Origin of the sequence: Peribacillus simplex (assembly GCF_030123325.1) — a bacterium.
Classification (GTDB): domain Bacteria; phylum Bacillota; class Bacilli; order Bacillales; family DSM-1321; genus Peribacillus; species Peribacillus simplex_D.
In genome coordinates this window covers 3,881,185-3,894,341 of sequence record NZ_CP126106.1, presented here as the reverse complement: position 1 = coordinate 3,894,341, position 13,157 = coordinate 3,881,185, and the positions used below count along the sequence as shown (strand labels likewise).

12 protein-coding genes and 1 other annotated feature (1 of these 13 running past the window's edge) are annotated in these 13,157 nt (G+C 41.7%); of the genes, 11 read left to right on the top strand and 1 reads right to left on the bottom strand.

Annotation, left to right across the window (positions count from 1 at the left end; genetic code table 11):
- Nucleotides 1–49 (top strand) — a binding site (T-box leader); it begins 128 nt to the left of the window's first position.
- 98 nt (nt 50–147) lie between these two features.
- The 11 genes from glyQ to QNH43_RS18375 all read left to right on the top strand — a co-directional run bounded on the left by glyQ (nt 148) and on the right by QNH43_RS18375 (nt 12,084).
- Nucleotides 148–1,044, top strand: coding sequence for a glycine--tRNA ligase subunit alpha (gene glyQ / locus QNH43_RS18425; protein WP_076365250.1), 897 nt, complete (start codon nt 148–150; stop codon nt 1,042–1,044).
- Nucleotides 1,031–3,100, top strand: a complete 2,070-nt coding sequence (gene glyS, locus QNH43_RS18420; RefSeq protein ID WP_283915191.1) for a glycine--tRNA ligase subunit beta — start codon at nt 1,031–1,033, stop codon at nt 3,098–3,100. Before glyQ ends, glyS begins: the two co-directional genes overlap by 14 nt.
- Nucleotides 3,101–3,262: 162 nt before the next feature.
- The gene (locus tag QNH43_RS18415; RefSeq protein ID WP_034308483.1) at nt 3,263–3,901 is read left to right on the top strand and encodes a transcriptional regulator CcpN; all 639 of its coding nucleotides are present in this window, start codon (nt 3,263–3,265) and stop codon (nt 3,899–3,901) included.
- 16 nt (nt 3,902–3,917) lie between these two features.
- Entirely contained in the window at nt 3,918–4,739 is an 822-nt protein-coding gene (locus QNH43_RS18410; protein WP_370662553.1) for a pyruvate, water dikinase regulatory protein, read from the top strand.
- Between the two features lie 513 nt (nt 4,740–5,252).
- On the top strand, nt 5,253–5,708 hold the full coding sequence (locus tag QNH43_RS18405) for a YaiI/YqxD family protein (protein ID WP_076366289.1): 456 nt from the start codon (nt 5,253–5,255) through the stop codon (nt 5,706–5,708).
- 51 nt (nt 5,709–5,759) lie between these two features.
- Nucleotides 5,760–7,565 (top strand): DNA primase, encoded by a 1,806-nt coding sequence (dnaG, locus tag QNH43_RS18400; RefSeq protein WP_283918397.1) that lies wholly within the window; start codon nt 5,760–5,762, stop codon nt 7,563–7,565.
- Nucleotides 7,566–7,600: 35 nt separating this feature from the next.
- On the top strand, nt 7,601–8,734 hold the full coding sequence (rpoD, locus tag QNH43_RS18395) for an RNA polymerase sigma factor RpoD (protein ID WP_034308477.1): 1,134 nt from the start codon (nt 7,601–7,603) through the stop codon (nt 8,732–8,734).
- 192 nt (nt 8,735–8,926) lie between these two features.
- Nucleotides 8,927–9,472 (top strand): hypothetical protein, encoded by a 546-nt coding sequence (locus QNH43_RS18390; RefSeq protein WP_283915190.1) that lies wholly within the window; start codon nt 8,927–8,929, stop codon nt 9,470–9,472.
- A gap of 205 nt (nt 9,473–9,677) precedes the next feature.
- Nucleotides 9,678–10,046, top strand: coding sequence for a cytochrome c550 (gene cccA / locus QNH43_RS18385; RefSeq protein WP_260284719.1), 369 nt, complete (start codon nt 9,678–9,680; stop codon nt 10,044–10,046).
- Nucleotides 10,047–10,261: 215 nt separating this feature from the next.
- On the top strand, nt 10,262–10,969 hold the full coding sequence (locus QNH43_RS18380) for a tRNA (adenine(22)-N(1))-methyltransferase (protein ID WP_283915189.1): 708 nt from the start codon (nt 10,262–10,264) through the stop codon (nt 10,967–10,969).
- The gene (locus tag QNH43_RS18375; protein WP_283915188.1) at nt 10,966–12,084 is read left to right on the top strand and encodes a Nif3-like dinuclear metal center hexameric protein; all 1,119 of its coding nucleotides are present in this window, start codon (nt 10,966–10,968) and stop codon (nt 12,082–12,084) included. Before QNH43_RS18380 ends, QNH43_RS18375 begins: the two co-directional genes overlap by 4 nt.
- Before the next feature lie 48 nt (nt 12,085–12,132).
- On the opposite strand, the gene QNH43_RS18370 is transcribed toward QNH43_RS18375, so the two are convergent.
- Complete coding sequence (locus tag QNH43_RS18370; protein ID WP_283915187.1) at nt 12,133–13,077, bottom strand: 4-hydroxy-3-methylbut-2-enyl diphosphate reductase; 945 nt, start codon at nt 13,075–13,077, stop codon at nt 12,133–12,135.
- Between the last annotated feature and the right edge of the window lie 80 nt (nt 13,078–13,157).

The following is a 13,157-nucleotide window of genomic DNA, read 5'->3' as shown; positions in this document are numbered from 1 at the left end:
TTATAAACGGCAATTAGGGTGGAACCGCGGGTATACTCTCGTCCCTATGCATTTCGCATAGGGACGGGAGTTTTTTGTTTGCCAAAATGTAATGGGTTCCAATCCTTAATTTTAAAAAGAGCCGTTTAAATAATCTGGAGGTGTACGATGAATATTCAAAATATGATTTTAACGTTACAAAAGCATTGGTCTGAACAAGGCTGCATATTGATGAATGCTTATGATGTAGAGAAAGGGGCAGGAACGATGAGCCCATACACGTTCCTTAGAGCCATTGGACCTGAGCCTTGGAGCGTTGCTTACGTCGAGCCTTCCCGCCGTCCTGCTGACGGCCGTTATGGCGAGAACCCTAATCGACTGTATCAGCATCATCAGTTCCAAGTGATCATGAAGCCGTCGCCTGACAATATCCAAGAGTTATATTTGGATTCATTACGCGCTTTAGGGATAAATCCGCTTGAGCATGATATTCGCTTTGTGGAGGACAACTGGGAAAATCCATCACTAGGGTGTGCTGGTCTAGGTTGGGAAGTATGGCTTGATGGAATGGAAATCACTCAATTTACCTATTTCCAACAAGTGGGCGGCCTTGAGTGTAAGCCGGTTTCCGTGGAAATTACATACGGGATCGAACGTCTCGCATCTTACATTCAAGATAAGGAAAACGTATTTGACCTAGAATGGACAGATGGATTCACGGTTCGGGATATATTTGGTCAGCCGGAATACGAACATTCGAAATATACGTTCGAAACCTCCGACCTTGATATGCTGTTTCAGCTTTTCTCGATGTATGAAAAGGAAGCGCATCGCCAAATGGAAGAAGGACTTGTACATCCTGCATATGACTATGTTTTGAAATGTTCACATACATTTAACCTTTTGGATGCCAAAGGTGCCATCTCGGTGACAGAAAGAACGGGTTATATTGCCCGGTGCCGTAACTTAGCGCGTAAGGTTGCCAAAACCTTCTATGAAGAGCGGGAAAAATTAGGCTTCCCGATCCTGAAAGTGAAAGGGGAGAATACAAATGAGCAAGCGTGATTTGTTATTGGAAATTGGATTGGAAGAGCTGCCTGCCCGTTTTGTGACAGCATCAATGAAACAGTTGTCAGATAAAGTACAGCAATGGCTAACGGGAAAAGCGATTGAATTCGGAACGGTTGAAGCTTTTTCCACACCAAGACGTTTAGCCGTATTGGTGAAAGATGTGGAAGAATCGCAAAAGGATATCGAAGAAGAAGCTAAAGGCCCTGCCAAGAAAATCGCTTTGGACGGAGAAGGCAATTGGTCTAAAGCCGCATTGGGATTCGTCAGGGGTCAAGGGATGACTTCAGAGGATATTTACTTTAAAGAAATCAAGGGTGTAGAATATGTCCATGTGAATAAATTCATAAAAGGACAGCAGACCGTTAAGCTTTTATCCGAGCTGCAGGATATCATCAGCGGCATGACGTTCCCAAAAAATATGCGTTGGGCCAATCAGGAGCTTCGCTTCGTCCGTCCGATTAAATGGCTGATTGCTTTATTCGGCAATGACATAGTGCCATTCAGCATTGCTGATGTGGAAACGGGCCGTGAAACAAAAGGACACCGCTTCTTGGGCGATAGCGCAAGCATCGAGCTGCCGGAACTGTACGAACATACGCTAAAAGAACAATTTGTAATGGCTGATCCAGATAAACGCCGACAAGTTATATTGGATCAGATTAAAGAGCTTGAGCAGGAGAAAGGCTGGATCATCCCAGTCGATGAAGATCTGCTTGAAGAAGTCAATAATTTGGTAGAGTATCCAACGGTGTTATTTGGACATTTTGAAGAAGAATTCCTAGAGCTTCCTGCTGAGGTACTTATCACATCAATGAAGGAACACCAACGTTATTTCCCTGTTAAAGATAAGGACGGGAAACTGCTTGCTTACTTTGTAACCGTGCGTAATGGCGATGACCGCCATTTGGATAAGGTTTCTAAAGGTAATGAAAAAGTACTGCGTGCCCGCTTATCGGATGCAGCATTCTTCTATAAAGAAGATCAGAAAAAAGAGATTTCGGATGCTTTGAAAAAGCTTGACAGCATCGTTTATCATGAAGAAATTGGCACATTAGCCGAGAAAACTGCCAGGGTAACTGCAGTGACCGGTGCCCTTGCGGATGCTTTGAATTTAAGTGCGGAAAAAGAAATGGCGCTTCGTACGGCGGCAATTGCCAAGTTCGATTTGGTGAGTCATATGGTTTATGAATTCCCGGAATTGCAAGGGTATATGGGTGAAAAATATGCTCTCTTAAAAGGGGAAGCCAAAGAAGTGGCCGCGGCTATCAATGAACATTATATGCCAAGACATGCCGATGACAATATACCGCCTTCAGTCATTGGAGCGGTTGTGAGTTTAGCTGAAAAAATTGATACTTTGTCTTCATTCTTCGCTATTGGTGTCATTCCGACAGGTTCCCAGGATCCTTACGCATTGAGAAGGCAGGCGAGCGGGGTCGTCCAAATTCTAGCTGAGAAGAAATGGAACATTTCTTTAGAGGAGCTTATTGTTTTAGGCCTTAAAGGACTGGAATCAAAGGGCATCTTAAAACGTGATCTTGAAGAAGTTAAAGCGGATATGTTCACATTCTTTAAAGCCCGTGTCAAACACCTGCTTCAAGAACAGCAAATCCGTTACGATTTGATCGATGCAGTTCTGTTCAATGAGATCGGCTATATCCACTCAATCGTGGAACGTGCACATGTCTTGAATGCGAAAAAAGACGAAGCTGGCTTTAAAGAAAGCCTTGAAGCTTTAAGTCGGGTCATGAACATTGCCGTGAAATGTGACAATAAGGTGACAGTCGACCCTAGCACCTTTGAAAATGATCAAGAAAATGCGTTATACGTAAAATATCAAAAAGTGGCAATGCGTTATATGGAATCCAATGATGAGAATGAGCGGTTTGAACAGCTTGTTTCGCTTCAAACGGAAATAGAGTCATATTTCGAGAATACGATGGTCATGGCAGAGGATGAAGCAATCCGCAATAACCGTTTATCCTTAATGAAGGAAATCAGTGATTTGATTGCAGGTTTTGCTGCCATGAATAAGATCATCCTTACATGATCGAAAGGATGTATGGAAATCGGAAACACTTTGAATAAGGGTTTCCGATTTCTTAAAAAGATAAATGGTCAATAAATAGTACAAAAATGCCCTAATTAAATAATTTAGTATATAATTATTAAATGAATAACTTTTGTTACTTTACTCTGCGAAAGCAGTGGGGTGGTGATTATAATCCAATTGAATAAGCGTCAGGAACAAATTTTACAAATCGTAAAAGAAAACGGACCGATTACTGGAGAACATATTGCGGATAGATTGAACCTTACCAGGGCGACACTTCGTCCAGATCTAGCGATTTTAACGATGGCAGGTTTTCTTGATGCCAGGCCCCGAGTGGGGTATTTCTATACAGGCAGGTCAGGGACACAGCTTTTGACAGATAGCCTCAACCATCTTTATGTACGTGACTACCAATCGATACCTGTCGTTGTTGACGAGGGCATTTCCGTATATGATGCAATAGTCATGATGTTTTTGGAAGATGTCGGAACAATGTTCGTCGTCGATAAGCATGCATTGCTTGTCGGTGTCTTATCAAGGAAAGACTTGTTGCGTGCAAGTATTGGGAAACAAGAGCTTAACTCCATTCCAGTCAACATCATCATGACTAGGATGCCAAATATTACAATGTGTTCAAAAGAAGACCTTTTGATTGATGTTGCCAAAAAATTGATTGATAAACAAATCGACTCATTACCGGTCGTCAAAGACACAGAAAAAGGCTATGAAGTAATTGGAAGGATTACAAAAACCAATATTACGAAAGCATTCGTAGCTTTGGCTGATGAAGGCTATTAGGGGGCTTGCAAAAGGAATGACGGAGAATATGAACGGTTCTATTATATATGTTGTATCGGATTCAGTAGGGGAAACAGCGGAATTGGTTACAAAAGCCGCTGCAAGCCAGTTTTCGGGATCTGCTTTTTCCATAAAGCGAATTCCGTATATTGAAGATGAACAAAACGTGGATGAAGTGATATCATTGGCCAAGCTGGACGGGGCGATCATTGCTTATACTCTTGTCAAGCCAGCCATTAGAGCGTATATGAAAGCACAGGTCGAGAAAGAAAACCTGTCTGCTTATGACATTTTAGGGCCGCTCATGGACATCCTACAGGAAAGGGCGCCAAAAGGGCCGCTTAATGAACCTGGTTTGGTGAGAAAGCTGGATGATGACTATTTCAAGCGTGTGGAAGCCATTGAATTTGCTGTAAAGTATGATGATGGACGTGACCCTCGGGGCATTTTACGTGCAGATATCGTCCTTGTGGGTGTTTCGCGCACTTCCAAAACGCCATTATCACAGTATTTAGCCCACAAACGCTATAAAGTGGCGAACGTACCTTTAGTGCCTGAAGTGGAGCCTCCAGAAGAGCTGTTCCTGGTGCCTCCTGAAAAATGCATTGGTTTAAAGATCAGCCCGGAAAAGCTGAACCATATTCGTAAAGAACGTTTAAAGTCACTTGGGCTCAATGATCATGCCATTTACGCAAATGTGGAGCGCATAAAAGAAGAATTGACATACTTTGATACAATCATATCAAGGTTGAACTGTCCTATCATTGATGTAACCAATAAAGCTGTTGAAGAAACAGCCAATTTGATAATCAATATCCTTCAAAATAAAAACCGTTGATCCTTATAATTAAGGCAAAACAAAATGTGAGCTAGACACTCTATGTGTCAGCTCACATTTTAATGCCAAGGTCAAATTAGGGAATAACAAGAATAAGTTCAAAATAATTACATAAAATTCCTCTTGGTTTTCAAGCGTAAATCCGTTGATTTGCATGGAAATACATTCGGAATTTAAATGTTGGCATCTTCTAATCAAATAGACTATAATAAAAAATTGTGAGAAAAAAGTAATCTTAAGGTTTAGACTTAATTAATAAGGAATAAACTAAAGGTTAATGAGATGTCAAGGTTTTTATCATAAAAATAATTCGACATGTTCCGTATAATTCAGGAAGGGCTGGTCTTTTTCAAGGCAAAAGAGGTGCTTTCACTTAAATAAGCAGGTATTCTTTGAAGAATAATGTGTGCTCTTTTAGAGGGAATCCTCTGAATCAATGCTGAAAATTCACCATATCTTCATAAAGTTTAGGGGAGAAAAAGGATTATGCAGAAAGATGTAGAATTAGAAGGTATGAATAATAAACCTACGATACACGTCGATGCCGATGCATGCCCGGTGAAAGACGAAATCCTTCATTGTGCAAGCTTGCACGATGTTGAAGTCTGTTTTGTTGCATCATATAAAAATATGATGAATAACCCTGAAGGTAAATGGGTTTATGTCGATGCAGACAAAGAAGCGGCAGATCTTTATATAGTGAACTCAGTAAAAAAGGGTGATATTGTCGTTACTGCAGATATTGGTTTGGCTGGGACCCTGCTTCCTAAAAACGTTTATGTCCTTTCGCCAAGGGGAAAAGAATACACGGACGAGAATATTTTCATGCTCTTGGATATGCGTTATCAGTCGGCGAAGCTCCGCAGGCAGGGTAAGCATACGAAAGGGCCGAAAGCATTCACAAAGGAAGATCGTGCATGTTTTACAAATAAACTTATGAAAACATTGTCGAACTTTGCAGGGAATTAGGAAACAGTATCGAATTAAAAACTATCACCAATATTGCAAGGTGGAAAAATGATAAATGGCCGTATAGAAGATGAGAAAATTAATCAAATTCGTGAAGCTGTTGACATTGTTGATTTAATTGGGGAGTATGTCCAGCTGAAGAAGCAGGGGCGCAATTACTTTGGCTTATGTCCTTTTCATGGTGAAAACTCGCCCTCGTTTTCCGTTTCAACGGAAAAGCAAATCTTTCACTGTTTTGGTTGCGGGGCAGGCGGAAATATTTTTACCTTTTTGATGGATATAGAAGGCTACAGCTTTGTGGAATCTGCAAAAGTTTTAGCTGAAAAAGGAAATGTTCCTTTGGATGTTGAAATCAATAAGGATTCCAATCGATCTAACATGCCGGCAGGCTCTCAGCAAATGATTGAAGCCCATGACCTGCTGAGGAAGTTTTATCATCATCTCCTCGTCAATACGAAAGAGGGGCAGGATGCTCTCGAATATCTACTTAAACGCGGGTTTACTGAAGAGACAATAGAAAAGTTCCAAATTGGCTACTCTTTGGATTCATGGGACTTCGTGTCCAAATTCCTTTTAAAACGCGGGTTTCCAGCGGAATACATGGAGCAGGCAGGGCTTATTATTTACAGGGAAAAAGACGAGTCATATTTTGACCGTTTCAGAAATAGAGTCATGTTTCCAATTATGGATCATCAAGGAAATACGATTGCGTTTTCAGGAAGAGCGATGGGGGACGATGAGCCCAAATATTTGAATAGTCCTGAAACGCCAATCTTTAATAAAAGTAAAACTCTATATAATTTCCATCATGCAAGACCACACATACGAAAGAAAGAACAAGCAGTCATTTTTGAAGGCTTTGCCGATTGCATTTCAGCAGTTGGCGCAGGTGTGGAGAATGCGGTCGCTACAATGGGTACTGCCCTGACGGACCAGCATATCCAGCTTTTAAAAAGAAATACTGACCAGATACTTATTTGCTACGATTCGGACTCTGCGGGATTGAACGCTGCCAATCGTGCAGTTGATATGTTACAGAACCATGAGTTTTCCGTGAAAGTCGCTCTCATGCCTGATAACTTGGACCCCGATGACTACATAAAGGAATTCGGTGAAAAAAGCTTTGTTTCTGAAGTAATAGGGGCCAGTTTAACCTACATGGCATTCAAAATGCATTATTTGCGTCGAGGGAAAAATGTAAATAATGAAGGAGATCGAATTCAATATATCGAAGAAGTCCTTAAAGAAATTTCGCGATTGCTCAATGCAGTGGAGAGGGATCATTATCTCCGGCAGCTATCCTCTGAATTTTCCCTTTCATTGGATGCGCTGGAACAGCAGCAGCGTCAGGTGTTCTTTACGGAACGCAAGAAAGGGACACTGCCGCAGCCAGCGGCTCCAAAGAAAATGGCCCTGCAATATGAGCATAAGTTAAAGCCTGCTCACCATAATGCTGAAACGAAGTTGATTGCCCATATGCTAAAAAGCAGGGAGATGACTTTCAAAATTCAGCAGTTGCTTGGGCAAACGGTCTTTCATGTAGATGAACATCAGGCAATCATCACCTATTTATATGCGTTCTATGAAGATGGACACGAACCGGATACAAGCTTTTTCCTTACTTATTTACCGGATCCAAACTTGAGAAGGATCGTTTCGGAAATAGAAATGATGTCAGTGAATGAGGAAGTTACAGATAAAGAACTGACCGATTGTATAAATCAAGTGTTGAAATATGAAAAGTTGTTAAAGATAAAAGAAAAACAAGTTGAAGAAAAAGATGCAGTTAGACGAAGTGATTATGTCACTGCTGCACAAATTGCCATGGAAATCATTAAATTGCGTAAAATGTTGTAGTCGTTTAGGTGTAAGTCCTGGAAGGAGGGGAACTAATGGCTGAAAAACCAGCACGTTCCAAACAAGTTGATAATGAATTTAGCCTTGAACAGGTGAAAGAAAAATTACTAGAGCTAGGTAAAAAACGGGGCTCTTTGACTTTAGAAAAAATTGCTGAAATGATTGGCGGTTTTGAGTTGGATTCCGATCAAATGGATGAGTTCTATGAGGTGTTAGCCGAAAACGGCGTCGAAATACTCACTGATGGTGAGGAAGACGAAGATGAAGACGATCCAGATGAGAAGAAACTTGCAAAAGAAGAAGAGTTTGACTTAAATGATTTAAGTGTTCCTCCTGGCGTTAAAATTAATGACCCAGTACGCATGTATTTAAAGGAAATTGGTCGGGTCGACCTTTTATCGGCAGAAGAGGAAATATCTCTGGCGACGAGAATTGAAGATGGAGATGAAGAAGCGAAACGCCGTTTGGCAGAAGCTAACCTTCGTCTTGTTGTCAGTATCGCCAAGCGCTATGTAGGACGCGGAATGCTTTTCCTTGATTTGATTCAGGAAGGTAATATGGGACTTATCAAAGCAGTGGAAAAATTTGATTACCGTAAGGGATTCAAATTCAGTACGTATGCAACATGGTGGATTCGCCAAGCGATAACCCGTGCCATTGCCGACCAAGCAAGAACGATCCGGATACCGGTGCATATGGTGGAAACCATCAATAAATTGATCCGTGTTCAAAGACAGCTTCTTCAGGATTTAGGACGTGAACCTTCTCCGGAAGAAATTGCGGAGGATATGGACTTAACTCCTGAAAAAGTTCGTGAAATCTTGAAAATAGCACAGGAGCCTGTTTCATTGGAAACGCCAATAGGTGAAGAAGACGATTCACATTTAGGTGATTTCATTGAAGATCAGGATGCGACTTCCCCATCGGAACATGCAGCATATGAACTTTTGAAAGAACAGCTTGAAGACGTATTGGATACTCTTACTGACCGTGAAGAGAACGTCTTGAGACTCCGCTTTGGCCTTGATGATGGCCGCACCCGCACTCTTGAAGAGGTAGGTAAGGTGTTTGGGGTCACCCGCGAGCGTATCCGTCAAATCGAAGCGAAGGCGCTACGTAAACTGAGACATCCAAGCCGCAGCAAACGCTTGAAAGATTTCCTGGAATAGAATATATATGCCCTTTACAGAGCCCCCTCCTGAATGCCCAGCGTTCGGGAGCGGCTCTTTTTTTCAATTTTGATGTAAAAATATCCTTGTATTTTTCGTATAATGGAAATCGATTTTACAACAGAAATAATCTTACATAACTAAAAAGCTTAGCATTTAAAAAGAAATAGTCATCATGAGGATGTGAGATTCATGGATGAGATGAGAAAGAAAATCATCATTCAAGAAATAAACTCCTGGAAGGAAAGTCGTATGCTTCCGGAGCAATATTGTAATTACCTGCTTGCATTATACTGTCAAGGCGAACTGCCGCCATCTAAATCGATTAAAACCGAGAGCAAAAACAGCGACATCTTCTCAGGGGTGTTGATTGTGGCCCTTTTTGCATTTATTGTATTTTTGAATTATTTTACTGAAATACCCATAAGAATGCAAATGCTTATGACAACAATTTCAATACTTGTCTTTTGGCTGGCGGTCCTGCGCTTTAACGGCAGGAAAATCATTTTTCAAATGTCCTTGATGGGAATGGCGCTATCATTGCTTTTATTAACTGGCAGTTTTGCGGAATTCATGGCACCCGGCAAAGTGGGGATCCTTTATATTTTCTTGTTCATTAATTGCGGACTCTGGATTTTAATGGGCAATAAACTGAAGCTGCTCCATTTCCATAGCGGGAGGCCTGGGAGCACTTGTCACTCTTTACTTTTTACTAATATAACCAGCGGTTTTAAATAATGATTTTAGGGTATCATGAACATATGTAAGAAAAAGTAAAATCGTTTGGAAAAATACATAAGTTTTTGACAATTTTAAGAAATTATATAATATCTTCTATTTTTGGGCTTTTACTTGAAACTCTTTTCAAGTAAAATAATATATAGCTGTTTGTATATAATATTAATTATGGTAAGTTTAGGTTCTACATAGGGGAGGAAATACTATGAATCGCAATCCAGTAATGCCTTTTATTATTATCATGGTTTTTGGTATTGGACTTATGTTTTTACTTTCGTTTAAAGGTTTGGGTGATGCCAAAGATCTTGCTAAGGAAAAAGAGGGCGGCGAAAAGACAGAAGAAACAGAAAATGCCTCGGCATCACCTGAGGACATTTATAAGCAAAACTGTATTTCTTGTCATGGTGATGCCTATCAAGGCGGTGTCGGGCCTGCTCTAAAAGGAGTTGGCGATCGTCTGTCGGTGGACGAGGTTAAAGAAGTAATCACTAATGGACGAGGTGCCATGCCACCAGGTTTAGTAGAGGAACAGAACATTGATGCCATGGCCGAATATATTCATGGACTGAAATAAGTCATGAAACTGACTCAAGAAATCGTTGGAAAGCGAGCTTTTTGAGTCAGTTTTTCATTTTTCGGAACAAGAAGATTCCAGATGGAAGGTTTCTTTTGCCCACTGATAGAAAGGGCCCTGTTTCTCCTTTCTGTAATTTTTCGATTGAACTTGGTATAATCGAATGGGAAAGTAATTATAGTAAGACATTATTTGAATTAAGAGAGTTGATAAATATGAATCATGAAAAACTATCGATGAGATTAGAACGTGTTGCCATACATATACCAAAAGGAAGCATCCTTGCAGATATAGGTTCAGACCATGCTTACTTGCCATGCTATGCGGTGACTAACGGCTTGTGTGACAGCGCTATAGCAGGTGAGGTTGTAGAAGGTCCCTATCAGTCAGCACGCAAGCAAGTGGCAATGACGGGGCTTGGGGACAAGATAGAGGTCCGCAAAGGAAACGGGCTTGAAGTATTGAATCCTGATGAAGCGACATGCATTACGATTGCAGGCATGGGTGGGACGTTAATATCAAGTATATTGGAAAGCGGAAAAGGGAAACTCGGCAGGGCAGAAAGGCTTATCCTTCAGCCTAATGTAGGTGCAGCGAATGTTCGCAGCTGGCTAATCGAAAACGGCTGGGAACTTAGTGGAGAGGAAATCCTTGAAGAAGATGGGAAAATCTACGAGATCTTAATTGCCAAAAAAGGAGACCCGCTCCGCCCTTATGGGGTGAACAAGCAAGCCGGCCTCACTTTCGGTCCATACTTAAGAGAGCAATTCAGTGACATTTTCATAAAAAAATGGCAGCTTGAGAAAAAACATTTGGAAAGAATCATCGAACAATTGGATGAAAGCGGAAGAAGCGGACTGGAAACGAAGCGCAATGAATTAAAATCTCAAATTTCGGTAATTGAGGAGGTGCTTAAAGGGTGAAGACAGTGAATGGCCACGAAATCATTGAAACGTTTGAACGGTTCTCCCCAAAGCAATATGCAATGGAGGGAGATCCAATCGGGCTGCATGTCGGGCAGCTCAATAAGCCGGTTACTAAAGTGCTGATTGCCCTTGATGTGCTGGAAGAGGTTGTAGACGAAGCGATAGAACATGGCGTGGAATTGATCATCGCCCACCATCCGCTTATTTACCGACCATTGAAAAGGATCGATACAAACGCAGCTGGAGGCCGAATCATCGAAAAGCTGATCAAACATGATATCGCTGTTTATGCTGCACATACCAATTTGGATGTTGCTAAGGGCGGAGTGAATGATTTACTTGCCGAGGCGCTACAATTGCAGGATACAGAGGTATTGATTCCAACTTACGAAACAGCTCTAAAGAAATTGGTCGTATATGTTCCAAAGACCGACGAACAAAAGGTGAGGGAAGCCCTAGGTAAGGCAGGGGCCGGAGCGATCGGGAACTACAGCAATTGTTCGTTTTCGGGGGAAGGTACCGGACGTTACTTGCCAGGTGAAGGCAGTGAACCGGTAATTGGCTCTAAAGGAAAGCTTGAAGAGGTAGCTGAAATGAGGGTTGAAACGATATTCCCGGAAAATATCGAGAAGAAAGTGCTAGCTGCGATGATTAAAGCCCATCCATATGAAGAAGTTGCTCACGATATATATAAACTGGAGAACAAAGGTGAGTCCCTTGGCTTAGGAAAGATTGGTGTACTTGCTGAAGAAATGACACTCGAACAATTTTCCGAACATGTGAAGCGGACCCTCGATGTTGAAAAGGTGCGTGTCGTTGGGGATTTGCAAAGTCCGATAAAAAAAGTGGCCGTTTTGGGCGGAGACGGCAATAAATACTTTACTACAGCGAAATTCAAGGGAGCCGATGTTTACGTTACTGGTGATATGTATTACCATACAGCCCATGACGCGATGATGATTGGATTGAATATCGTGGATCCGGGCCACAATGTTGAAAAGGTGATGAAAAAAGGTGTTGCACGAATCCTTGAAAAAATGTGCCGCGAAAAGAACTACGATGTTGAATTCATTCCATCCCGGCTGAATACAGACCCTTTCCGCTTCATTTAAATAACACGAAAAAGGCAGCCCTTAGTGGCTGCCTTTGTTTTTGTGCAATCATTTCTTCACTTTAATCTTAGGTAAAATCTTATGCAATGGCGTTTTCTTTTCGGTATTCCAAGTCGATTCATCATTTGCTTCGTATTGCTCTAGAAATGCGATAACTTCCTTCGTGATCGGAGTTGGTGTTGAAGCCCCTGAAGTGACGGCAACCGTCTCTGCATCCTTCAACCATTCAAGGTTCAACTCGGAAATGTCGGCGATTCGATAAGCTCTCGTGCCGGCAATCTCTTGGGATACTTGTGCAAGCCGGTTTGAATTATTACTCTTGGGATCTCCGACAACGATTAAAACATCAGCTTCGCCGGCTTGCTCGGCAACCGCTTCTTGGCGAACCTGTGTCGCTAAACAAATTTCCTTATGGACTTGGGCATGCGGGAACTTTTCCTTGACCTTATCCATGATATCCAAAACATCCCATTGGCTCATCGTTGTTTGATTGGTGACAATGATCTTATCACTATTCAAAGTCAAGGCTTCCACATCTTCATCCTTTTGAACCAGGTGAACGACATCAGGAGCAACTCCGACAGCACCCTCTGGTTCCGGATGGCCTTTTTTGCCTATATAAATGATTTGATAGCCTTCCGCTTGTTTTTCCCGAATTAAGTCATGTGTTGCGGTAACATCGGGACATGTTGCATCGAGCGTCACAAGACCTTTTTTCTCAGCGATCTTCCTAATCTCAGGTGAAACGCCGTGAGCAGTAAAGATGACGGTTCCGCTGTCCACCTGTTCAATGATATCGTTGCGGTTGCTTCCGTCCAACGTGATGATGCCTTCTTCTTCGAACGCATCCGTCACATGTTTGTTATGCACGATCATTCCTAAAATGTAAATGGGACGTGGCAAGGTTTTATCTAAAGCCGCATTTCGGGCAATGACCATGGCATCGACAACGCCATAACAATAGCCGCGCGGGGAAATTTTAATCACTTTCATCTATGTGTCCTCCTTCAAGGCAAGAAACTCCCACTTTTTATACCTTTCTATTATATAAGACCATAGATGATATTACAAAA

Bases quoted from the DNA above. Each gene is read 5' to 3' on its own strand.
- QNH43_RS18405 (WP_076366289.1), top strand. From the start codon at position 5,253: ATGAATAATAAACCTACGATACACGTCGATGCCGATGCATGCCCGGTG.
- cccA (WP_260284719.1), top strand. From the start codon at position 9,678: ATGAATCGCAATCCAGTAATGCCTTTTATTATTATCATGGTTTTTGGT.
- glyQ (WP_076365250.1), top strand. From the start codon at position 148: ATGAATATTCAAAATATGATTTTAACGTTACAAAAGCATTGGTCTGAA.
- QNH43_RS18390 (WP_283915190.1), top strand. From the start codon at position 8,927: ATGGATGAGATGAGAAAGAAAATCATCATTCAAGAAATAAACTCCTGG.
- QNH43_RS18380 (WP_283915189.1), top strand. From the start codon at position 10,262: ATGAATCATGAAAAACTATCGATGAGATTAGAACGTGTTGCCATACAT.
- rpoD (WP_034308477.1), top strand. From the start codon at position 7,601: ATGGCTGAAAAACCAGCACGTTCCAAACAAGTTGATAATGAATTTAGC.
- QNH43_RS18410 (WP_370662553.1), top strand. From the start codon at position 3,918: ATGACGGAGAATATGAACGGTTCTATTATATATGTTGTATCGGATTCA.
- QNH43_RS18370 (WP_283915187.1), bottom strand. From the start codon at position 13,077: ATGAAAGTGATTAAAATTTCCCCGCGCGGCTATTGTTATGGCGTTGTC.
- glyS (WP_283915191.1), top strand. From the start codon at position 1,031: ATGAGCAAGCGTGATTTGTTATTGGAAATTGGATTGGAAGAGCTGCCT.